Source organism: Fulvivirga ulvae, assembly GCF_021389975.1.
In the GTDB taxonomy this organism is placed as follows: Bacteria; Bacteroidota; Bacteroidia; order Cytophagales; family Cyclobacteriaceae; genus Fulvivirga; species Fulvivirga ulvae.
The window spans coordinates 306478-330106 of sequence record NZ_CP089981.1 but is presented as its reverse complement, the minus strand read 5'-3'; the positions used below and the strand labels follow the sequence as shown (position 1 = coordinate 330106).

Annotated in this window: 14 protein-coding genes; 5 read left to right on the top strand and 9 right to left on the bottom strand. The window is 42.7% G+C overall.

What is annotated here, in order from left to right:
• The first annotated feature begins 82 nt into the window (after positions 1-82).
• Positions 83-1000 (top strand): mechanosensitive ion channel family protein, encoded by a 918-nt coding sequence (locus tag LVD17_RS01385; RefSeq protein WP_233764251.1) that lies wholly within the window; start codon positions 83-85, stop codon positions 998-1000.
• Between the two features lie 172 nt (positions 1001-1172).
• On the opposite strand, the gene LVD17_RS01380 is transcribed toward LVD17_RS01385, so the two are convergent.
• Complete coding sequence (locus LVD17_RS01380) at positions 1173-1574, bottom strand: DoxX family protein (protein ID WP_233764250.1); 402 nt, start codon at positions 1572-1574, stop codon at positions 1173-1175.
• Positions 1575-1794: 220 nt separating this feature from the next.
• Between LVD17_RS01380 and LVD17_RS01375 the strand changes: the two genes are divergently transcribed.
• On the top strand, positions 1795-2229 hold the full coding sequence (locus tag LVD17_RS01375) for an NUDIX domain-containing protein (protein ID WP_233764249.1): 435 nt from the start codon (positions 1795-1797) through the stop codon (positions 2227-2229).
• 67 nt (positions 2230-2296) lie between these two features.
• Here the strand turns inward: LVD17_RS01375 and trxA are convergent, their stop codons facing one another.
• A complete protein-coding gene (gene trxA / locus LVD17_RS01370) occupies positions 2297-2620 on the bottom strand; it encodes a thioredoxin (RefSeq protein ID WP_155171150.1) in 324 nt (107 codons plus the stop codon).
• 421 nt (positions 2621-3041) lie between these two features.
• On the opposite strand from trxA, the gene LVD17_RS01365 reads away from it, so the two are divergent.
• The gene (locus LVD17_RS01365; protein ID WP_233764248.1) at positions 3042-4127 is read left to right on the top strand and encodes an AI-2E family transporter; all 1086 of its coding nucleotides are present in this window, start codon (positions 3042-3044) and stop codon (positions 4125-4127) included.
• Between the two features lie 9 nt (positions 4128-4136).
• On the opposite strand, the gene LVD17_RS01360 is transcribed toward LVD17_RS01365, so the two are convergent.
• The 7 genes from LVD17_RS01360 to LVD17_RS01325 all read right to left on the bottom strand — a co-directional run bounded on the left by LVD17_RS01360 (position 4137) and on the right by LVD17_RS01325 (position 22146).
• The gene (locus LVD17_RS01360; RefSeq protein ID WP_233764246.1) at positions 4137-5339 is read right to left on the bottom strand and encodes a hybrid sensor histidine kinase/response regulator; all 1203 of its coding nucleotides are present in this window, start codon (positions 5337-5339) and stop codon (positions 4137-4139) included.
• A 1-nt stretch (position 5340) separates the two neighbouring features.
• Entirely contained in the window at positions 5341-9162 is a 3822-nt protein-coding gene (locus tag LVD17_RS28555) for a sensor histidine kinase (protein ID WP_305039602.1), read from the bottom strand.
• A gap of 483 nt (positions 9163-9645) precedes the next feature.
• Positions 9646-13893, bottom strand: coding sequence for a DNA polymerase III subunit alpha (gene dnaE, locus LVD17_RS01345; protein ID WP_233764244.1), 4248 nt, complete (start codon positions 13891-13893; stop codon positions 9646-9648).
• Positions 13894-14450: 557 nt separating this feature from the next.
• Positions 14451-17246 (bottom strand): TonB-dependent receptor, encoded by a 2796-nt coding sequence (locus tag LVD17_RS01340; RefSeq protein WP_233764237.1) that lies wholly within the window; start codon positions 17244-17246, stop codon positions 14451-14453.
• 94 nt (positions 17247-17340) lie between these two features.
• On the bottom strand, positions 17341-20493 hold the full coding sequence (locus tag LVD17_RS01335) for a TonB-dependent receptor (protein WP_233764235.1): 3153 nt from the start codon (positions 20491-20493) through the stop codon (positions 17341-17343).
• Positions 20494-20503: 10 nt separating this feature from the next.
• Positions 20504-21496, bottom strand: a complete 993-nt coding sequence (locus LVD17_RS01330) for a FecR family protein (RefSeq protein ID WP_233764233.1) — start codon at positions 21494-21496, stop codon at positions 20504-20506.
• Between the two features lie 80 nt (positions 21497-21576).
• Positions 21577-22146 (bottom strand): RNA polymerase sigma-70 factor, encoded by a 570-nt coding sequence (locus LVD17_RS01325; RefSeq protein ID WP_233764232.1) that lies wholly within the window; start codon positions 22144-22146, stop codon positions 21577-21579.
• A 193-nt stretch (positions 22147-22339) separates the two neighbouring features.
• Here LVD17_RS01325 and LVD17_RS01320 point away from each other — a divergent pair, with 193 nt between their 5' ends.
• On the top strand, positions 22340-22723 hold the full coding sequence (locus LVD17_RS01320) for a hypothetical protein (RefSeq protein ID WP_233764231.1): 384 nt from the start codon (positions 22340-22342) through the stop codon (positions 22721-22723).
• Between the two features lie 51 nt (positions 22724-22774).
• Positions 22775-23629, top strand: a complete 855-nt coding sequence (locus LVD17_RS01315) for an endonuclease/exonuclease/phosphatase family protein (protein ID WP_233764230.1) — start codon at positions 22775-22777, stop codon at positions 23627-23629.

Sequence of the window (23629 nt, the reverse complement as noted above, 5' to 3'; positions counted from 1 at the left end):
TGCCATTAAAACAATGCTTAACAAACGATTTTCTGTTGTGTTAGTTTTTAAGAGGTAGTGCCGGATACATAAAAAATTTGATGTGGATATCATTGATTGGGTAAGGGAACATTGGGGAATTGCCCCTGAAATCCAGCGGAAGATATTATTTTCCCTGGTAGCCATATTCGTACTGGCATTTTTACGGCAATTACTTTTGCGTATTATTTTTTGGCGCATTAAGGACGTTAAGCAACGCTATAAATGGAAAAATGGAGTTCGGTATATCTCCGTTTTTTTGAGTGTGATGGTGATCAGCACCATATGGATTGATGAATTTCACTCTTTTGCTACCTTTCTGGGGCTGATATCTGCGGGAATTGCCCTGGCCCTTAAAGACCCTATTGTTAATCTTGCCGGTTGGCTCTTCATCATTATACGACGCCCGTTTGAGGTCGGTGACAGGATACAGATCATGGATTTTGCCGGTGATGTTATTGATATCAGGGCTTTTCAGTTTACACTAAACGAAATTGGTAATTGGGTCGACTCAGATCAAAGTACCGGCAGGATCGTGCACGTTCCCAATGGTAAAGTGTTTTCAGAAGCTCAGTTTAACTATCATCAGGGTTTTAGTAATATCTGGAATGAGATATGCGTGGTAGTAACCTTTGAAAGTGATTGGCAGAAGGCCAAGGATATTCTAAATAAGGTGATGGAAAAACATACCAAGCACCTGACCAAGTCCGCCCAGAAAAAACTACTTGAGGCCTCTAAGAAATTTATGATATTTTATAATACATTGACCCCCGTTATTTATACTAAAGTAAAGGGCCATGGCGTAGCATTAACCATGCGCTACCTGTGCCTGCCTAAAAAGAGGCGTTCCACCGAACACGCCATATGGGAGGAGATATTGATCGAGTTTCGTAAACATGACGATATTGATTTTGCATACCCAACACAGCGTATTTATTACAATAAAACTGAAAGCAAACAGGCGACTAAAGAGGGGAGGTAACAGCAACCGGCAAAGGCAGTTTGCAAACTGGAATATAAAAATAGGCATGTTTTATTTTAGGAGTCACTGCTCCACGGATTTCAGCTTGATTTGTAATGTTCCCCTTTAATAATTGACTCAAGACTTATTCATAAAAGTTCGTGTCTCCCCAGAAATTCTGCCTGATCCAATATTAGCGCCTGCTGTCAATAGCTATTTTACCCGGGCCATAGGTCAGTAAAAAGAAACTGACTATCCAAATATGGAGGGCTGGAGCTAAATTGAGGTAAGCATCTCCCCAATGCACAAATACCAATGCGACGGTAAAGTTTAACATTATGATCAATGCGGCCAACCTGGTATGATAACCAAGAATGAACATGATGCCTCCTGCAAACTGAGCTACCACGGAGACTATGGCACTGGCCAGGGGAAACGGGAAGTGATAGCTTTCGAGAAATTTTGAGAATTCAAGCATTTGTTCCCAGCTCAGTATATTGTCCTGAGTACCGTAAACCAGGCGTAAACCAAAAGCACAACGGAGCGTGAAAACACTGATGTCCTTATACTTTTCGAAATAGTTAAGGGGTTTCATATTCATGAATTTATATTCAATGTACATATATTCTCTATGAAGAGGAAATGAATTTTATTACCGGTGGAGGATACAGTGTAGCTACCGACTGCACGTGAAATAGCAAATGTTTACTTAATTTTGATTTCCTGTAAGGGCCGGCAGTTGAAGGCCATTCCGCTGCCGACAGTAAAGAGAATGGAACTGTTTTGCTGGGGAATTATAGAAATGAAATAAAATTATGCCGATAGATCAGAATATTAAAGTAACTGCGGACGCCGTAGTTTTCAGCCTTGGACATAATGCTGAGCAACATGTTTTACTCATCCAGCGGAAAAATGAGCCGTTTAAGGAGAATTGGGCTTTCCCGGGTGGTTTTGTAGAAGAAGATGAGGACCTGAATACTGCAGCCGCCCGTGAGTTGCAGGAAGAAACCGGGCTGGATTTAAAAGCCGGAGAGTTTGTTCAGCTGGGTGCATGGGGCAGACCCGGACGTGACCCTCGAGGACGGACAGTTACGGTTGCTTTCATGGTGAAGGTGGATATGGACGATCAGCAGATCAAAGCTGCAGATGATGCTAAGGCGGTTAAGTGGTGGCCGGTCAATGACCTCCCTAAGCTGGCTTTCGATCATCAGGAGATTCTAAAGACGGCTTTGGGGCGTGTCGCGTCCTAGAGAGCGATAAAAAAAAATGGATGCTTTTAGGGCATCCATTTTAATTCCTTTTAAACTTAATTTATGATTAAGCGATCTGGGCGTCAAGCTTTTGAGACAATACACCTTTAGGTACAGCGCCTACTTGCTTATCTACTATCTCTCCACCTTTAAAAACTAAAAGGGTAGGGATACTTCTGATGCCGAACTTAGCGGAAACGTTAGGGTTTTCATCCACATTTACCTTTCCAATTACAGCCCTGCCATCATAATCACCTGCCAATTCTTCAACAACAGGTCCGATCATTTTACAAGGTCCACACCATTCTGCCCAAAAATCTACTAAAACAGGCTTGTCGCTGTTGATGATCTCTTCAAAATTTGAGTCGGTGATTTCAATTGCTTTACTCATTATATTGGTGTTTATAAATATTAAAACTCTTTGTCGTCTGATATTGAACCAACGCAAATATAGCGTTTTTTGTTTCCTCAGGTAAACGCCCGATCCATAATTATTATCAATTGTCCCATAGGCGATAGTTATAATGTGGATTGATCAATTTCAAAGGGATAAGATTTGAGGTTTTATAACAATGTAAGAATAAACTTGCCCTGAAATTGAAGCCTGAAGTGAAGCTCGTGTTCATGATAATCACATGATTGCCGGGTTTAACCTGACAAACTATAAATATATTCTATTTACTACCCAATTCCGGCACATTTTAATATTCCCCTCCCTTCTGCACAGATCTGATAAACTTATTAATTTAACACTGGTTTTGTAAGGTGAGAGTCCGTTCTTTAAACTTTAAGATACCAAAACATTGAGAGATTTGCCCCTGATAGTACGAGTAACCACAGTCGTTTTCCTGATATTGATGGTTTTTACCATTCTGATCATCGGGAGGGAGTTTTTATATCCGGTATGCCTGGCCATACTTTTTGCCTATTTGCTCTATCCTTTTTCCAGCCTGTTGGAGAAGTGGAGGTTCCCCCGTGTCCTGGCTATTCTCATTTCTATTATTCTGGGCATGACACTGATTGGCGGAGCGGTTTTTTTGCTTTATCAGCAGATGACTGTGTTTGTAAGTGATTTCCCTGAATTAAAGGAGCATGCCATGGATAATCTTGATCAACTCCAAACACGCATTGACAGTTGGGTAGATAATGGAGAGAACCAACGTTGGTGGCTAAGAGAACGCATCTCAAGTCTGATCAATAACAGTGGAGACCTGATGAATATGGTGTTTAGTGCCACAACCGGCACCATTGTTAAAATGGGGCTACAGCCGGTTTTTGTCTTTTTTATGCTTTATTATCGGGATCGTATCAACCGGTTTATTTTTATGATATGGGATTATAATGACCGCGACAGGCTTGTTATTATCCTCAAAGAGATCTCTGAGATTACAAAAAATTATATCAGTGGGGTTTTTATAGTAGTGTTTTTGCTTTGCATCCTCAATTCTCTTGGCCTCATGATTGTAGGCGTGGAATATGCCGTTATGTTTGGTATACTTTCCGCCGTTATGAATTTTATTCCGTATTTCGGCACGCTGATAGGTGCTGCATTTCCCTTGGCCTTTACGCTGGTGTCTGAGGAGCCTGGTAATGCCATTGGAGTTATTATACTTTTTATGATCATCCAGTTTACTGAAAATAACATTCTTACTCCCAATATTACCGGTGGTCGTGTGGCCATCAATCCGCTTTTTACCATACTCATCATCATTGCAGGAGGTATGATATGGGGGCTGCCGGGCATGTTTATGAGTGTGCCTTATGCTGGTATGTTCAAAGTCGTTTGCCGGCACTATGAACCACTTAAGCCTATTGCTTTCCTGCTTTCCAGGAATAAAGGTTCTCAGCTCAGGGATGGCCTTAAGCTGATTAAAAAAATGTTTAGGACGGTGAAGTAGAGATCAACTTTAATTCTGACTGAGTGTAATGGTAAAGGTAGTACCCATGCCTTTAAGGCTGGCTACTTCTATTTTTCCTCCATTCTTTTCAATGAACTCCTTGCAGAGAATGAGACCCAGGCCGGTTCCCTTTTCTCCAGCCGTACCGCTGGTACTTTGAGCCGACCCTACCGAAAAGAGGTTGGTGAGTTTTTCTATGCCCATTCCTATGCCAGTATCAGCTACTGAAATTTCGACTTTGCTTTTGTCCACACTTTTTGTTGATACTGTCACTTTGCCACCTTCATTGGTAAACTTTAGGGCATTACTTATCAGGTTTCTCAGCACAAGTGTCAGGTGATCTTTGTCGGCGAATATTTTCAGGTCCGGGGCAAGCTCCTTCTCCAGTGCAATCTTCTTGCTGCTTGCTACCGTATTGAGTTGTGAGAGTGTCTGGTTAATCATATCCGCTGCATCAATCAGATCGGGGTTATGATCTAATTTGTTCATTTGCGTAGAAGCCCAGGTAAGTAGATTCTCTATCAGGCTAAGCGTGTTTTTTGCTGATTTGTTTAATTCCTTAGAGTAGGCTGTTATTTTTTCAGGTGACAGCCGATTACCATTATTGGCCAGCATCTGAGAAAAGCCCGCCAGTGCACTTACCGGGCTGCGCAGGTCATGGGCTACAATGGAGAAAAATTTATCTTTGGTAGCATTCAGCTCCTCGAGTTCTTTTTTTTGCTCATGGATCTCCCCAAAGGCCTTTTCCAGTTCTGCGGTTCTGTTTGCCACCTTTTGTTCTAACTGCTCGTTGATTTCCTGGAGTTCAGCCACAAGTTCCTGGTTGTTCTTTTTAAGGGTCAAAGCTTCCAACGCATTGTCTATGGTCACCTTGAGTTCATCTTTATTCCATGGTTTTGTGATATAGCGATATACTTTACCGGAATTTATAGCCTCAATAATAGCCGATACATCACTGAACCCGGTCAGAATCATTCTTATTGCCAGAAGGTCTTCAGGTAAGTTTTTTAAAAATTCAATACCCGTCATACCTGGCATACGCTGGTCTGTAATAATAATGGAAATATCGTTTTCCTCAATTATTTTGAGCCCTTCTGAAGCAGAAGTAGCAGTGTAGATATCATAATGCCTTCTAAATGATGACCGGAAAACAATCAGGTTGTTTTGCTCGTCATCAACATATAGAATTTTTGGCTTTACCTCTTCAGTCATTTCAATTTAAGTTTAAGGGTAGTTCAATGATAAATTCTGTCCCTTCACCTGCCGTACTATTAACCTCAATCTTCCCATGATGTTTTTCAATAATACCGTAGCTGATGGATAACCCCAGTCCCGTACCTTCACCCACATCTTTGGTAGTAAAAAACGGGTCGAAAATTCGTTTTTTTAAGTCTTCACTCATACCCCTGCCTGAGTCTTTGATTTTAACTATGGCACTATCTTCATTTTGAGTGGTTTGTATACAGATCCGTCCCTCGTTATCTATGGCCTGTATGGCATTGTTCAGAATATTCATAAATACCTGATTGAGCTGCCCCGGATAGCAGTTTATGGGTTGAAGGTCTCCATATTCCCTGATCACTTCGATCTTGTTCGTCATTTGATTGCGCAAAATAACCAGTGTGGAATCCAGGCCCTCGTTGATATTTGCTTTTTTAAGTTGATCCTCATCAAGCCGGGTAAAATTGCGCAGGCTTTTTATGATTTCTGTTGTACGGTTAGCTCCGGACTTAACACTATTAAGAAGCTCCGGGATCTCTTCAAGCAGGTAATCCATATCCAGCTCTTTTTTTAACTTCTCTATCTCACGGAATAGTTCCGTATTGTCGGCTTCGGGAGCTAGTTGATTATATTTTTTAATAATCAGGTTAAGGTCTTCATAGTTCGCAGTCAGTGAGTCAATGCCTGCAGAAACAAAGTTGATAGGGTTATTGATCTCATGCGCCACCCCGGCAGTAAGCTGGCCAAGCGAAGCCATTTTTTCAGACTGTACCAATTGTGTCTGGGTTTGTTTCAGGTTCTCAAGCGTTGATGAAAGCTCCTCATTGATCTCGTTCAACCTCAGATAAGCATAAGAATTATCCAGTGCAATGGCCGTATACGCAGCAAGCGTACGGAGTATATCCAGATGAAAGGATTTGTAAGCGTTTTTTCTGAAGCTTTGAACAGTAATTACACCCAGCATTTTATCCTTGATCCAAAGCGGGATGTAAATGATCGATTCAGAGTGCGCTTTTCCGGCAGTGGGTGCCTTATTCAGCGCCTGTATGTAGTTAGTATACTCTTTACTCAGATTATTGATAAATACTTCCTTGCAATTGTTGAAGCACCATACAGCCATTTTATCATCGTCGTGTAATGAATGTGAGAAGAAAGGTAATTCTTCCCCACTTTCGTAGGCATACTGAAAATCCAGGGATTTAGTACTTTCATTATAAATTCCCACACCGAAGGACGACGCGTCCATCAGCGAGTTGATGCTTTTGTGTAATGTATTGATGATACTTTTTAGGTCGAGAGTGGAGGTAATGTTCTGGCCTATCTGGCTTAGCGTTGTCACATTTTTGTAAGACTTTTCCACTTCATTTTTTTGTTTCTCAATCTGCTCTTTTTGGTCGTTGATTTCGGCAGTCCTGGTGTTCACCATTGCCTCCAGCCGCAGGTTGTCTCTTTTAAGTTTTTTCGAATACCTGCTTACCAGCAGGTACATACAGCCAATTCCCGTAAGGACATAAATAATATAGGCCAAAGGAGTGCGGTGCCAGGGAGAAAGTATGGAGAAGCTAAATACGGACTCTTCACTGACTACGTCATAAAAATTCTTTGCCTTTACCCGAAAGGTATATTGCCCCTCCTGCAGGTTGGTGTATTCTTTTTTAGTTTCTTTTGTCCAGGCAGACCACTTGTCGTCATAGCCATCAAGTTTGTATGAATAGAGATTGCCGCTCTCATGTTCAAAAGCTGTAGCGGCAAACTGAAACGACACGGAATTATGAACATATTCGAGTTCAGGTACTAATGAGGATGGCTGGCGAGAAGAAACCAGTCTCTTCCCAAGGTCTGGTGATCCGGAAGTTTCTGAGTAATATGTTCCTTTAAATACTGTGGAATCATCTCCTATTTTAACCCTTCTGATCAATACATCAAAGGATTGTTTATAATCCAGATTGTATTTGCTATCATACCGGAAAAGCCCGTCAGGCGTTCCAAACCAGAGTATCCCGTTTTTGTCAGTATATCCGGTTACCTGGTTTTCGGGCGATACAATAACCCGTTTAAACGGGTTCTCATACAGGGTGTACTTACCATTATTCTCCACCAGCATGCCCTTTCCCTGGTCAGAGTCAAACCAAAGATTGCCTTTTTCATCCTTATTAATGTAGTATATCCATCGCTCTTTATATCGTAGTGCTGCGTCTATTTCAGGGTGTTTTTCAAATTCATCCTTCTTTTCATTGTATAAGTAGATACCTTTTCGGGTAGTTACAAGTACTTCATTATTTACATTGAAAAAGTAATTCCAGTTCAATGTGGGCAGGCCTTCATTAAGCCCGTAACCTTTTATAATGGCTACTTTTTGACCATCCAGATAAGCCTGCCAGTCATGCGCATTAAGCCTGAAAGCCCCACCGTACAAAGTTCCGATCCAGATGTTGCCGTTGCTATCCGGTTTAATGCTTCTGATCTCTTCCTGTGGCATTTTAATTTCACCTTCTTTTTTCCATTTTCCGCTTGAGTAGTTCAGAGAAACTATTTTGCCAATCATGCCTATAAATAAACGATTGGGGTATAATGGCGTACTGCCTACCGCACCGACACGGGCATTGAATATTTTGTTGGCAACATCTCCATGTATCTCATATACACCGTCGGATGCTGTGAGTAATAGCTTTTGGTCTCCGGGGTATGATGTGCTATTAAATTTTGTCAGCTCCCAGCATTGTATGTCAACGTTGCTAATTTGTTCAAACTTATCTTCTTCGTTAAGGAAAAATACACTTTGGTGAGTGCTTACATACAAGCGCCCTTTATGCCGGTTTATGGCGAGTATGCCACCGTTGAGTCCTGAGACCTGATCAAAGATGGTAAATGGTGAAATGACCTCGACCTTTGAAATCCCATTGGCCAGCGCCATCCATAAAAAACCGTAGCTGTCTGAAAAAAGATTATAAACGATCTGGTATTGAAGGCCCTTGGTTTCGTCAAGATGAAGTATTAATTTGCCGGCCTTGTTAATGACCACCAACCCTTCTTTAAGCGTGCCTAATGCAATATTTCCGTCGCGCAAAATGGTTCCATGATATATTTTACTGTCTTTAAGAAGATCGTCTACCTCAGTTTCAAACTTTTTGAGAGTACCTTCTTCCGTATTATAAAGAAACAGGCCGTGATTCCGGCTTCCAATTAGTATTTTGTTTTCAAACGGGAGCATGGCTGAGATAAATTCGCTGGCAAAGAAGCTTCCGCCTTTTAAAGGAATCAGCGTGTCCCCTTTCAGCATCATTAACCCGGTATCGTCCAGCCGAAGATACAGTTCGTTGTCGACGAGAAAACTCCTGTGGTATGCATTGCTTAACGCCCAGCTTTTGATTTTTCCATCCTTATAGCGAAAAAGAACATTGAAGGATTGAAAATAAACCTCATCACCTCTTACAAGGGTTGTCCAGATATCAGAAAAGGATATTGCCTGGTCCGGCAAAAGGTGTGTCAGTGAGTTATATACCATATTACCACTTTTGTCAGGAGCCAGGTATCCGAATTCTCCTACGGCACCCACAAAAATGACCCCTTTGTCGTTGATGGCCAATGACCTTACAATCGACCGGTTGTTAACTGGTATTAATCTCCATGATACACCATCGTATTCTAAAACCCCCTTATTGTTACCAAAGTACATTACTCCACGCGGGTCTTCCACTATTGACCAGTTTTGCGTGTTTGCATTGTACTCTTTTGGAGTGAAGTTGCTGATAAAAGGTCGCCCGGTTTCTCGCGGTTGTCCGTAAGTTAAGGCTACAGCACTAAGAGTTATCAAAAAGCTCCTAAAAAGTAAAACCATAATATTGACTAAACCCTAATGTTAAACACAAAGTGCAACAACAGGCGCTTAAAAAAACCAACAAATATTACATAGGAAATATTATGGCAAAGTTTGTTCCTTTATGTTTTGAAAATCAGCGGATAATAAGAAATTCGTGCCATCGATATTAGTGGATAAATATTTTTTCTGAATAAGCCTCTGTACCTCAGTACTTTTGTGACTGACAAAGTTTATGCCTTCTTAAAATTGATTTATACCTGCCTTTTTTGATTTGAACATTAAGTTTTTTGGTGATTTTCAATATGGGACGGGCAGGTTTTTTCCGGGAAAAATGATGCCGGTAATCATTTGAGAGCTGTATTTATAATTCGGCAGATTTGCAAACGAAATGCCAGAAACTAAGCATAGTATGTTTTACGTGCAAACGGTATAGATTTTAATGCCCGGAAATTTAATTTCCGGGCATTAAAATCTAATTTAAACCAATACTTTACAATGAACTGCGGGTATTTGTTTCATCTTCTCTATCATTTCATTGCTTGGATTTACCTTGTATTTACGAGACATCATTTCCACTGAAATGTTCTCCTGTACGTCCACCAGGTTCATGTGAAGGGCACAGTCCCCTCTATATTGCAGGCACACTTCTTCGAGGTTTTTAATGACGGTCTCATTGATCTCATTAAGATTGATGTTGACCATAAGACCTTTGGTGCGCTTATCCCTGAGGTCGTTGAGCAGCTCTATGTTCAGGATTTTGAACTCTAAACTTTTATCTCCCCACTTCCTTTCCATTACGCGGCCCTGTATGTAAAGGAACCAGCCTTGCATGAGGTATTCTTTAAATTTAATATAGTCGTCACCAAAAAGGAAGAAAGTAAAATTGCCGTTGTAGTCTTCCATAGTCAGCGTGCCAAAAGGTTTTCCTCCTTTGGTTGTTCGGTGAGCAAACCCTGAAACTACTCCGGCTACCTTAACCTCTTTATTTTGTAGTGGTGGCAGGTCATTGAGGTCATTTAGTTCTGTGTTACAAAAACTGTCAATTTCAAATTTGAAATCATCAAGCGGGTGGCCTGAAATGTAGAGCCCTACCACATCACGCTCAATATTCAGTTTTTCTATTTCGCCGAAAGGCTCCATGTACGGGATTTTCGGCTTTGGCGTATCTACACCGGTATCACCGCCAAAGAGGCTGGCCTGCGAGCTTTCTGCCTCCATCTGCATTTTGTTGGCATATTTGATGACTTTTTCGATCAAAGTCTGATCATTTTCAGGGGCATGGAGATACTGGCGGCGGTGAAACTCTTCAAAGCAATCAAACGCCCCGGACATAGCCAGGCACTCGAAGGTTTTTTTGTTCACCATTCTCAGGTTGACACGTTCGGCAAAGTCGAAAATATCCTTATAAGGGCCATTTTTTTCACGTTCTTCGATGATGTTTTCCACTGCGGCATCACCGCTTCCTTTAATAGCTCCAAGTCCGAAACGAATTTCTCCCTCTTTGTTAACCGCAAAGTTTACAGCAGATTCATTCACGTGCGGGCCAAGTACCTTTATGCCCAGGCTTCGGCACTCCTCCATAAAGAAGGTTACCTTTTCAATATTACTCTGGTTATGTGTAAGTACAGCGGCCATATACTCGGCAGGGTAGTGGGCCTTGAGGTATGCTGTCTGGTAAGCCACCAGTGAATAACACGTAGAGTGCGATTTATTGAAGGCATAGGCAGCAAAAGCTTCCCAGTCTTTCCATACTTTTCCAAGAACTTCGGGGTCATGGCCCCTTTCCTTACCTCCATCAATGAATTTTGGCTTTAATTTTTCCAGAAGAGCAAATATTTTCTTACCCATGGCCTTACGCAGAACGTCAGCGTCACCTTTGGAAAAGCCCGCCAGTTTCTGCGACAGCAACATCACCTGCTCCTGGTATACTGTAATTCCATATGTCTCTGCCAGGTACTCTTCCATATCCTGGATGTCGTAGGTGATTTCTTCTTCACCGTGCTTTCTGGAGATAAAGTTAGGGATGTATTCCATTGGCCCCGGTCTGTAGAGGGCGTTCATGGCTATGAGATCCTCGAATTTATCCGGCTTTAATGCCCTGAGGTGCTTCTGCATACCGGGAGACTCAAACTGGAAAGTACCGTTTGTCTCGCCACGTTGATAAAGCTCATAGGTTTTTTGATCATCTAAAGGTATGGTGTCAATGTCAATTTCAACGCCATGACGTCTTTTAACATTGGCAATGGCAGACTTAATAATGGTAAGGGTTTTAAGACCCAAAAAGTCCATTTTAAGCATCCCTGCATTCTCAACCACACTGTTGTCAAACTGCGTAACGAGCATCTCTGAGTCCCTGGCGGTAGAAACAGGAATAAATTTGGTCAAGTCATCAGGGGTAATGATAACACCGCAGGCATGCGTACCTGTATTCCTTACCGAGCCTTCCAGAATTTTAGCCTGGTTGAGTACTTTGGCCTTCAGATCGCTACCTTTGCGAAACTCTTCAAGCTCTTTAACTTCCTTAAAAGCTTTGTCTAATGATGTTCCCGGTTTCTCGGGTACAAGTTTGGCGAGGTCATTGGCTTCGGAGAGTGATAGCTCCATCACACGGGCTGCATCCCGGATGGAAGATTTTGCAGCCATAGTACCATAAGTAATGATCTGAGCTACCTGCTGCTTACCATATTTATTAATTACATATTGAATAACCTTATCACGGCCTTCATCGTCGAAGTCAATATCAATATCAGGAAGTGATACCCTGTCAGGATTCAAAAAACGCTCAAAAAGGAGATCGTAAGCAATAGGGTCTACGTTGGTAATTCCGATACAGTAAGCTACTGCCGACCCTGCGGCCGAACCCCGTCCCGGGCCCACTGATACACCCATTTCCCGAGCCTTGCTGGTAAAGTCCTGAACGATCAGGAAATAACCCGGATAGCCGGTGTTTTTGATGGTTTCCAACTCAAAGTCGAGACGTTCCCTGATCTCATCGGTAATTTCGGGATAGCGTTTTTTTGCACCTTCATAGGTTAGGTGACGTAAAAATGCATTTTCTCCGCGTTTGCCTCCGTCTTTTTCATCCTCAGAATCCTTAAATTCTTCAGGGATTCCGAACGCAGGAAGGAGTACGTCCCTGTCCAGCTTATAAACTTCAATTTTGTCAACCAGTTCGGAGAGATTCTCTATGGCTTCAGGAATATCACTGAATACAATTTTCATCTCTTCCTGAGATTTGAAGTAATATTCATTGTTCGGGAACCCGAATCTGTATCCACGGCCACGTCCAATAGGAGTAGATTTCATTTCGCCGTCCTTTACGCATAGCAATACATCATGAGCTTCCGCATCTTCCTCGCTGAGATAATAAACGTCGTTGGCGGCAATTATTTTTACATGATATTTTCTGGCAAAGTCAAGAAGTACGCTGTTTACCCTGTTTTCTTCTTCAAGCCCCTGCCCGGCGATATCTCCGTGACGAAGGAATTCTACATAAAAATCATCTTTGAATACCTCCAGATACCACTGAAAGGCTTCTTCGGCCTGGTGTTCACCTACGTTCAGGATCAGGTAAGGAATTTCGCTGTTCAGTCCGCCTGTCAGTGCGATAACATCTTCAGAATAGGCTTTGATCAGATCTTTGTCAATACGCGGGTAGATGCCGTACAGACCTTCTATGTAAGCCAGAGAGCTGAGTTTTGCGAGGTTATGGTATCCGTTTTTGTTTTTGGCGATCAATACCTGATTGTAACGCTTGTCAGGATTGTCTTTGGTGAATTTAAGTTTTGTTCGTTCTTCTGCTACATAAAACTCACAACCAACGATGGGTTTGATCTCATTGTTCAGGGCCTCACGTACAAATTTGAAGGCACCAAACATATTGCCCAGATCGGTAAGGGCAACTGCAGGCATGTTGTATTCTTTGGCTTTGGCTACAAGTCCTTTAATGTCCGGTACGGCTTGCAGTACCGAAAACTGTGAGTGTACATGCAAGTGTGAGAAAGGATAGTCTATCTTTTTTGCTGCCTCCCTGTCACCTCCAAAGTTTACTTCTGAGGCTTCTTCGATTTTGGCGAAGTTGGCATCGGCAAGCTCAGGTGCTTCATAAGTGATCTCTGCTACATCAGTGTCGTCCAGTGGTTCTACCACTTTTTTGGTTATCAGGCCAAAGAAACATTTTGCTGTAGCGTCAACATCATAGGCAGCATCGTGAGCATCATTGAACTTGGAGCCGAAAAGCTTTTCATGCAGCTCGATCAGTTTCGGTGCCTTTAACCGGCCTCCTATACCACCTTGAAGCTGACAGAATTCGGTGGAGACCTCGGCCGTATCTATTTTATTTTTCTCCTGCAGGCCGTGCCCCTGATCGCTCTGCCCAACCCTTACATATTCAGTACCGACTATGCGGTTATCAAAGTCTATATTATGGCCGATGACGACCTGCGCGGCTTCAAGGTCTTTGGAGAAGATGTTGAGAACTTCTTCCAGGGGATGTCCTTCTTCAAGTGCACGCTTGGTAGAGATCCCGTGGACTTTTTCAGAGTTATAGGGTATGGTAAACCCTTCCGGTTTAACGATGAAATTTTGACTGGAAAGCAGGTTTCCCTTGTTGTCATGCAACTGCCACGCTATTTGTACCAGCCTGGGCCAGTTATCCAGATCGGTAATAGGGGCACTATAATTATGAGGTAAACCTGTGGTTTCGGTATCAAAAATTAAATACATGCTGATGTGCTAGCGGTTTGAAAAAGACAATCAAAAATGATCTTCAAATATCGTAAAACTTCGGGAGAACAGGGGAGGTTCCCGCGAGGATTTTTGCTGTCAATTTTTTGATGTGGAGGCTGCATACCAGAGGATACTCTGTGCGAACCGATGAACCACCTTCTGTTTTGATTAGTCGGGCTACTGCAAATGATTAAATTCTGCCCGGAATTTCACTGAGTCCTCTTCGAGAGACATCTGCTTGGAAGTAGTGTGGTCTAGCCGTTGATTGATTCATTTCACCCCCTCCATGGTCTTGTTCCCTGACAGACCATTCGGGGTGGAGTCACGTGCGCAGAAAGGAAGGACGGCCTCTCCATTGATCTATTATCTATTGCCAGTGTCGGTGAACAGTTCAGTTTTACCCAGCTTTCAGGAAGTTTAGCAAAGCCGCACTTTAGTTTTATTCGCTGTGGTTCTAAACCAATTTGATTTAATCGGAAGAGGTGGGCACAAAAAAAAGCTGCCCGCAAAAAGCAGGCAGCCTCAAAACAACTAGTAGAAAAAGGTGTGATATACTAGAACCTTACATTTACAGCCAGGTTGAACATTGTGCCCAATTGGCTAAAGTGATAGCCATCGTAAGTCATTTGAGAGTAACGCTGGTTGAATGTGATTAAGTTAGATTGCACTTTAGTTTGAGCCGGGTCAGCAAGTATGGCTTCTCCATTAGCGTTCAGGGCTACAAACTCCCATTCAGGTAATACATTGAAAATGTTATTGACGTTGAACGTGATATTTACCTTTTCTGTGGCCGTGTAGTTTACACTTAAGTCAGTTACGATTTTAGGAGCAAATTCCGTTTTGAGGTCAGTGCTCATGCCCTGCTGTCTGAAAGTTGTTTCTCCAAAGTAGGTGTTGTTTACCGCCAGATTGAATTTTCCGATGTCATAATGAGCACCAAGAATCCACTTTGTCTTTGGTCTTGATGTGAAGAACAATGCTTCCTGAGTTTCGTTAACAACAGATTGCTGTCCTTGTTCCACAATGGTAGGGTTGTTTACTGCTCCATCTCTTTCGTTTTCAATAGTATAGTTTCCTGATAAGTTGAAGCCCAACATGCCGTTACCAAGGGGAATGTTTTTGTAGTTGGCTACCACATCAATGCCTGAAGTTCTGGTGTCGATGGCATTTACGAAGAAGCTTACATCAGAAAGGTTGTTGGCGGCAAGGAGATCATCCAAAGGAGTATCGCCGGCTTCTGTAGGACCAATTTCAGTACTTAATACAATTCTGTCTTTCACCTGAATGTTGTAGTAATCTACAGTGAAATCCAGTTTGTTGCTCAGCCTTGATCCGAAACCAGCAGTAAAGTTTGTTGATTTCTCTGCATCAAGTTGAGGGATACCTAAGAGTTTTGCCTGAGGTGATACGTTGTTTACCAAACCTCCAACCTGGATACCCTGACCGGGCACAAAGCTGTACTGAGCCTTTTGTGTGTAGATCTGATGCAGGGTAGGAGCCCTGAAACCGGTGGAAAGTGATGATCTTAAAGTCAGTTTATCATCAAGTACTTTGTATCTGGTGCTTAACTTCCAGACAAATGCATCACCAAAGTCGCTGTAGTTTTCAACACGGGCTGTACCGTTTAACAAGAAGTCTTTGGTTACATCAAAAGCGATGTCTACATAACCACCGAAGTTGTAGCGATTGAACTTTCCTGAATTCTCAGGCCTGTTTCCTGCAAATGAATCTGCACCACCACCGTCATACGATGCCAGCTCTCCTTCTATCACCTCAAATGTTTCAGACCTGAACTCGGCACCAAAGGCAATACCCAACTGGTCGGAAATTACCCTTGAAATATCAAGGTTACCTACGATATGAGAGAACTTTGTGCCACCCGGATCAAATGAAATAGGACTGTTTTCTCTGTAAAGGTTAACACCTTGCTGAATTTCGTCAGCATCTACAACGCCATTGTTGTTCAGGTCTCCAAGGTATGTCGGAGGTGAAAGCACTGTGTTCCTGTTGTGAGAATTTCTCACGGTATAGGTTTGCTTGTTTCCACCGGTTGTGAAACTGGCATCATAGATCCAGTCATTCAATTTAGACTTGAAACCTACCGTACCATTATAGTCATTCAGGTCACCATCGAAGGTGGGTACATAGCCTACGTAGCTTCTACCAGGCCCGTCAGGGAAGAAGTCTGCCAGATATGGAAAGTCATCTAACGTTCTCCAGTATGGAGTACGGTAATTGGCAAAGCTGTTTACTTTTTTGTAAACATAAGCCGCATTGAAGTAAAGGTTTGTTGATTCGCTCAGATCAAGACCACTGTTTACTACAAATTTGGCAGCAGTAGTTTCCGGAGAACCATTGATATTACCGGCATCAGGTTTAAGGGCCAAAAATGCTTCAACATCTTCAATATCAGCACCGAAATCTGCAGCCTCGCCTTCTGCATCTACGGTGCCGGGCCTGTTGGCCAGGTTCACTTTGGATAGGTCAAGGGTGTAGTTGATGAACCCTTTGTTGTCGCCTAGTGTGCTTCCGTTGTTCAGTGCCACACCTATCATTTCACCATCTCCTTCCGAGGTAATGCCCGTGCGCAAAGTTACGTAGCCACCATCGGCATTGTCTTTAAGAATGATGTTCATTACACCGGCAATGGCATCAGAACCATATTGAGCAGAAGCACCGTCTCTCAGTATCTCAACGCGCTTGATGGCGTCAGTCGGGATAGCAGAGATGTCGGCACCCGTTTCACCTCTTCCCGGAGAGGTTTGGGTGTAAAGGAGTGAGCTCAGGTTTTTCCTTTTGCCATTGATCAGGATCAAAGTCCGGCTGGGACCCATGTTTCTGATCTCATAAGGGTCGAGTAGTGAGGTAGCATCATTAACAGGAGTCTGAACCGTGTTAAATGATGGTACGCGGTACTGCAACGCCTTATCAAAGGTAGGCTGTCCGGTAGAAACCAGCTCATCGGCCGCCACCATATCCACAGGTAGTGGAGTATCAGTTGATGACCTTGGAGCATTACGCGAACCTACGATCACAATATCCTGTAAAGTAAGCTGATCCTCTTCCATGGCGATATCCCAGGTAGTAGTTTCTCCCTCGGTCAAGGTAAAGTCTCTGGTTTGAGAAATTAAACCGATATAGCTGGTTGTAACTGTATGAGTACCTGCTGAGAGGCTAAGTGAGTACTTACCGTTTACATCGGTAGTGGTGCCTAGCCCGTCTGCGGTGCTTATGGTGGCACCGATAACCGGGCCATCAGCCCCCTTAACGATCCCCTGGATCGTCTGCGCACTTGCCCACAAAGGGAAAATAAACAGTACAAGTAATAAAATTGTAAATTGTTTTTGCATGTAATTTAATTTTTGGGTTTGACATTGGTTGTTTTTTGATACAGTACGCCCTGGATACCCTGGGTACAGGTACGTTATTTATGTTTTTGTATTTTTATAAAGTGAGGTTTAGCCGGGCAAAATAGAATCCTCCGTTAAATCCGAATTGGGTGGCCCGCCTGGAGTAGACAAACCGTTCGTTACTCCTGAATTCAGCCCGGTTTTCATCCGGATATATGTCGAAGAGGTTGTTTGCCCCAACTGTAAGATTGATATGGTCGGTAATATTATATCCAATACTAAGGTCTGTGATTATTTTTGCGCCAAATTCCTGATCTATAAAATCACCGTTGGTGTCGGTATTGACAGTTCTTACCCAAACTTCTCCGAACCTGACGTTGGAAAGGGTAATATTGAATTTGCCAATATGATAAAGCAGAGTGAGGTTTATTTTTGATTGTGGCAGAGCATCTTCAAAGCGGTTTCTTTCCTCCCGGTTAAAGAATTGATCGGGTGCTCCCTGAAGACTTGAAGGGATATTGACATCTGTAACTTCTGTAGAGGTGAAATTAGCGGCAAGTGACGATCTTAGAGTTCCACCTGCTAAAGGAGTTCTGTGTGTAAGGATCATATCCAGCCCTTTGGTTTCTGTATCTATGGCATTGACAAAGAACGTAGCCGAGGCAGCATTGGCTTCATTAAGAATTGCTGCTATTTCATCACTGCTGCTTGAACTGAACGAGCCGGTAAGTACCACCCGGTCTTCAATACGGATGCCGTAACCGTCTAAAGTGAAATTGAGATTATCATTAATCTGCCAGGTAATACCGGCACTCACATTTATTGAATTTTCGTTGGATAGATTGGGTATACCAAAAAGCTCAGCTATGCGTGAGTCGTTTCTGAATGTACCCACTTCATTAGGCACATTTACACCTTCTGCATTGAGAAAAAACAAAGTAGAAGTACTATTGTAGTATCGTTGAGGTAACGATGGTGCCCTGAAACCTGTGCTTACCGCTGCACGAATGGCCAATGGCTTGGTGACAGACCATCTGCTGGCTACTTTCCAGTTAAATGTATTTCCGAAATCGCTGTAGTCTTCATACCTGGCGGCTACATCAATGAAAAGATCTTTGGTAAAGTTTAGCTCTATATCTGAATAAAGGGCAACATTTGAGCGGCTTTCCTTAAGCTCATTTTCAGGCTGGAAGCCCGGAAATACCTGGGCTCCTCCGGGACGATTGTAAAAGATATTGACCTGGTTAAACTCATTTGAAAACGGGGACCCGTCCGCAAGAGTGTCTATCACATTTACATTGCCATAGTTCCTGTAAGAGGCTTCTTCTCCGGCAAATATTTCATAAGTATCTACGCGGTACTCAGCGCCAAAGGCCACATTTATCCCTTCAATTTGATCAGGAAAGTATCTGTTGAAATCGAGGTTGGTGGTATTTTGGGAAAATTTGAAGCCACCAGCATTGAATGTTGTTGCTGTACTATTTCCTCGTGAAGCATTAAGCGAGTTGGTAACGTGGTAAGTAAATGAGTTGGTGCCGAAGGTATTGCTAAAGTCTACATACCATTCTCCTATTTGCCCTCTGAGGCCGCCCGTAATGGCGCCATCAAAAATTTCAGAGTTGATTTCGGGCAGAAAGCCATTGGGGTATACCGTAGTTAGTGTACGGTCCTGATTGGGTAACCTGTAAAAACCCGTGGCCTGGCCTCTTCTGGAGTTTAAGCCACCGAATATGTAAAACTCTTTATCATCATCTATCTCAAAAGAGCTGTTCATCGTAAAGGCGGTATTGATGGCTTCGGACTGACCTACCTTCATGGTAAAAGCTCTGCGGCCCCCGTTCTGGTTGATCAATGCTTCCTCTTGTTGCGGAGTGAGGTTATTGGTAAAAGCATTGGCGTCATTAATGGCATCAGCCTCTTGCTGTGTTAACTTTTTACCCACATCAAACGGACTGAAATCTCCCGCCTGAAAATTTTCGGCGTATATGCCTGGCGATGAGCCATCCCAATCAGTTTTGAAAACTGTGCCGTCCCATTCCCCCGCACGATCAATTCGGCCGCGATACTGGTACTGCCCGGTCAGGTTTATGAAGCCTCTTTCACCAACTTTAAAGCCATAATTTACATTAAACTGGGCATTTTCTCCATCTCCTTCGTAGGTCTGTCCCAGGGTACCCGAAAAATAAAGTTCGTCCACTTTGTCCTTCAGCACAATGTTAATGACACCAGCAATGGCATCCGATCCGTATTGGGCAGCGGCACCATCTCGCAGCACTTCTATGCGTTTAATAGCTGCGGCAGGTATAGTGTTCAAATCGGTACCTACGGAACCACGTCCGACGGAACCATTAACATTGACTAGTGCAGAGTTATGTCTCCGTTTGCCATTGATCAGTACCAATACATGATCTACACCCAGCCCTCTGAGTGAAGCCGGATCAACATGATCTGTGCCATCGGCTATAGTTTGGCGGTTGGAAGAAAATGAAGGGGCGACATAATTCAGAATTTGTCCTACTTCAAGTTGGGGTACGTCTTTAATTATTTCATCAACTGCAATTATATCAACCGGAACGGGCGTTTCCAGTACAGTACGGTTTTGGTTTCTGCTGCCTACTACTACTACCTCTTGCAGCTGGGCCTCATCCAGCTCCATGTTAATGGTTAGCGTAGAGTTATCTCCCACGGCTACCTCCTGGGTTTTATACCCTATGTAGCTGAACACCAGTGTTGCATCATCGGGAATATCAAGTACCAGGTTTCCGGAAAGATCAGTTGTGCCACCCGTTGCTGTGCCTTTAACTACCACATTCACCCCTGGGAGGGGTTGTTGGTTCTCATCAAATACAGTAATTGATATGGTTTTGGTGATAACATCTACCTGGACTGTTTCTTCCTTTCTGTCCCGGTATCGTAGTTTACTTACGCTAATGTCTTCGTTGATCTGGCGAAATTTGAGGCGGGCTTCTTTGGATAGGTCCTGGAGGATGGAGGCGATAGATGAATTTTTGTATTCCTTAGTGAGGTGCAGGTGCTCATTGATGTCATCGTCGCAATAGTGGAAACGGAAATTTGTTTTGTCTTCCATTTGTGCAAAAGCTTCTTTTAAAGTCGCTTTCCTGAGGTGCAGATCGATGTAAACTTCTCTTACACTCTTCACCTTGGCATGATGTGCTTCTGCAGCCTGAACAATGACTGCTATGGAGCCCAGTGCCATGATGAGGATTTTTTTGATCAGTTTTAACATTGGGTAGTAGTTAAGGTTGATTGATAATGGTTATTTTCTTGCCTTGAATGAAGTATTCGAAATTCAGGGTATAACTCATGTTGTCCAAAACATGCTCCAGGCTCGCATTCTCAAATCGTCCGGTATACTTTTTCTGCATACCGGTTTTGTTTTTGAACTGAAACTCTACATCATACCAGAGTTCCAGTCTTTTTACAATGTATTCAAGGGGGGTATTCCTGAAGTACAGGATACCATCTTTCCAGAGGAGTTCGGACTGCTGGTCGAATGTAAATTTACGGGTGGTTTTAGCAGAAGTATTTACTTCAAGGGCTTCACCGGGAGTAAGGATGTATTGTTGGTTTTTATTTTTCCTGGTATCATTTTCATTGTTAATAATAACCTTGCCTGTAGCAAGTGCTATGCGACAAAGAGGCCCACGTGCATTGATGTTGAAAGAGGTACCTAAAGCAGTGGTCACAATACCATTGGCTACCACGGAAAACGGCCTTGTTTTGTCTTTGACTACATCGAAAAAGGCCTCGCCTTCAAGCGTTATTACCCGACTGGAATCGCTAAATGCTTTAGGGTAGCTTATTTTGCTTCCCGAGTTGAGAATAATTTTGGAACCATCACTCAGTATAATTGTTGATTTCTGACCGGCAGGCATGCTTTTGATTACCAACTCCTGAATGGGAGGTGTATTTACGGATCGCTGCTGGACAAAATAGAAAGTAGAGATAACCAAAAAACTTATGCAGGCGGCGTAAAGCCAGGGTTTGAGGGTACTGATTTTAGCTTTTGAGGCACCAAAGCCAAGTTTGTTTTCAATGTTTTTGTAAATGCCTTCAGAGTCAGTTAAAGGTGCCTCGTTTTGGGGTAGCTCGTTCCATACTTCATCGGCCACTTCATCAAGTAAAGAGGATGTCCCAGGCTGACTCAATATTTTCATCGCAGCTTTCTGCTCTTCTTCAGTGCAGTTCCCTGCAAGATATTTTTTGATTAATTGTCGTTCCTGTTTCATCCTGTGACGTGGTTTAACATAGCTCTTTGTAGTATTATTACCCTGAGCCTGTTACTTTACTCACGCCACCATAAAATTTTTTACTTTTCTATAAAATCAGGTCCTAGTATATCTCTGAGTTCTTTGGTAGCACGGTAAAGCTGATTCTCTACAGTTCTCTTTGAAAGGTTAAGCTTGTCAGCTATTTCCTCATTTGAAAGGCCTTGCTGCCTGCTGAGCATGAAGATCTGCTTTCGGCCGGGAGAGAGTTTGTTTATGCCTTCGTGTGCCTGGTCGAGGAGGTTGGTGAAAATAATGTAGTCTTCTGTTTGCTGATGGTATACAGGGGGTAGGTTTTCCGGGTTGCTTAGGTAGCTGTCCTCGAGTACTTTCCTTTTAATTTTTTTTATTACCAGTCTTTTGGTTATGGTATATAAATAGGCTTTTAAAGACAGGTTTTCATCTATAGAGGCCCGGTTTTTCCAAACGTTGATAAAAACTTCCTGCACTATGCACTTAGCTTCTTCCTGGGGCATCCCCATTTTCAAGGAAAACAGGTATAATTGCCGGTGATACTGGTCGAATAACAGGCGGAAAGCCTGCTCGTTACCCTTCCTTATCTGGCGGGCAATCGTATGATCGGCAGGATGTTTCTTTCTTTGGTTAAACAACAGTTTTTAAAGTAAAGTGTATTTCAATTTATTATAATTATTGATTAATTAAAACATCTTTTGAGAATATTCAATAGTGAGGGTTGTTTGTTGAAGAATTTATAATTTAATAATTGTCACTATTATTATTAAAATTGTTATTTTAACGCATAAATTAGTTTATTCATTCTTTAAAATTTATAGCGAATATCTTATGGCATCATGTAGTGTGATTAAATATAAGGAGCTAGACATTGTTTATACTGATATCTCCAATGCCTCGCCTGAAGAAGCAATGGCTGTATTCGATGAAAATCAAAAGATAATCAGTAAAATGCCACCTAAATCAGTGTATGCATTGGTCAGTGCCAAGGATGCGCGGTTCAATTCCAATCTGATTCAGAAGATCAAGGAAACAGTGAAAAAGAATAATCCGCATTCTAAGGCCACGGCGGTTAGTGGGCTCAATGCGCTATCTCGTCTTATGGTGAACTCGATTATTGCTTTCACCGGCCGGCAAATGAAATTGGTAGAAACGGAGGAAGAGGGTAAGGAGTGGTTGCATCAAAAATACAAAGAGGCAACGGTAGCGGCTTAGGTATTGGCACGCCATAATTACATTTTTTCCATTATTGAATTATTTCTTATTATGAGAAGAGTTACCCTAACATTACTTTTTATGCTATCCGTTTCTGCATATTCCACCGTCATTGGTCAGTCAGGCCTTAAAGTCATGAGCTATAATGTGCGGTATGACAACCCCTCCGATGCTGACAATGGCAATGGGTGGAAGCAGCGCAGAGATAATGTTGTGAAACTCATTAAGCATTATAATCCTGATCTGCTCGGCGTGCAGGAAGCCATGAAACATCAATTGGATTATCTGCTGGAGGAGCTTGAGGGTTATGATTACATTGGCACCGGACGTGATGATGGCAAAGAGAAGGGAGAATATTCCGCGATTCTTTACAAAACTTCGCAATTTAAATTGGTAGAGGGTGGTACTTTCTGGCTTTCTCAAACTCCGGACAAGCCTTCCAAAGCCTGGGATGCCGCTCTGCCAAGAATTGCTACCTGGGCAGCCTTTGAGGTTACTGACAGTCATCAGCGTTTTTACTATCTTAACACCCATTTTGATCACGTTGGCACTGAGGCCAGGGCTAATAGTGCTAAATTGATCCTGGAACAGCTTGGAAAGTTGACAGGAGCAGCTCCTGTTGTAGTTTCGGGGGATTTTAATGTGACACCTGATGCTGAGCCCTACAAAATTCTGACTTCGCAACTGAATGACGGGAGGAAGGAAAGTGCTTCTGAGGCCTACGGGCCGGAGGGGACTTTCAGCGGCTTTGAATTAACTGCTGATAAGGATTTCCCACGCATCGACTACATTTTTGTGAAAAGTATGAAGGTACAGGCTTATGAAACGATCTCAGACTTTTTTGACGACAAGTTTCCCTCAGATCACTTGCCTGTAATGGCTGTAGTAAGCTTTGATGGAAAGTAA

Coding starts and splice junctions, on each gene's coding strand:
- LVD17_RS01380 (WP_233764250.1), bottom strand. CDS start 1,574: ATGAAACCCCTTAACTATTTCGAAAAGTATAAGGACATCAGTGTTTTC.
- LVD17_RS01375 (WP_233764249.1), top strand. CDS start 1,795: ATGCCGATAGATCAGAATATTAAAGTAACTGCGGACGCCGTAGTTTTC.
- trxA (WP_155171150.1), bottom strand. CDS start 2,620: ATGAGTAAAGCAATTGAAATCACCGACTCAAATTTTGAAGAGATCATC.
- LVD17_RS01360 (WP_233764246.1), bottom strand. CDS start 5,339: ATGACTGAAGAGGTAAAGCCAAAAATTCTATATGTTGATGACGAGCAA.
- dnaE (WP_233764244.1), bottom strand. CDS start 13,893: ATGTATTTAATTTTTGATACCGAAACCACAGGTTTACCTCATAATTAT.
- LVD17_RS01340 (WP_233764237.1), bottom strand. CDS start 17,246: ATGCAAAAACAATTTACAATTTTATTACTTGTACTGTTTATTTTCCCT.
- LVD17_RS01335 (WP_233764235.1), bottom strand. CDS start 20,493: ATGTTAAAACTGATCAAAAAAATCCTCATCATGGCACTGGGCTCCATA.
- LVD17_RS01330 (WP_233764233.1), bottom strand. CDS start 21,496: ATGAAACAGGAACGACAATTAATCAAAAAATATCTTGCAGGGAACTGC.
- LVD17_RS01320 (WP_233764231.1), top strand. CDS start 22,340: ATGGCATCATGTAGTGTGATTAAATATAAGGAGCTAGACATTGTTTAT.
- LVD17_RS01315 (WP_233764230.1), top strand. CDS start 22,775: ATGAGAAGAGTTACCCTAACATTACTTTTTATGCTATCCGTTTCTGCA.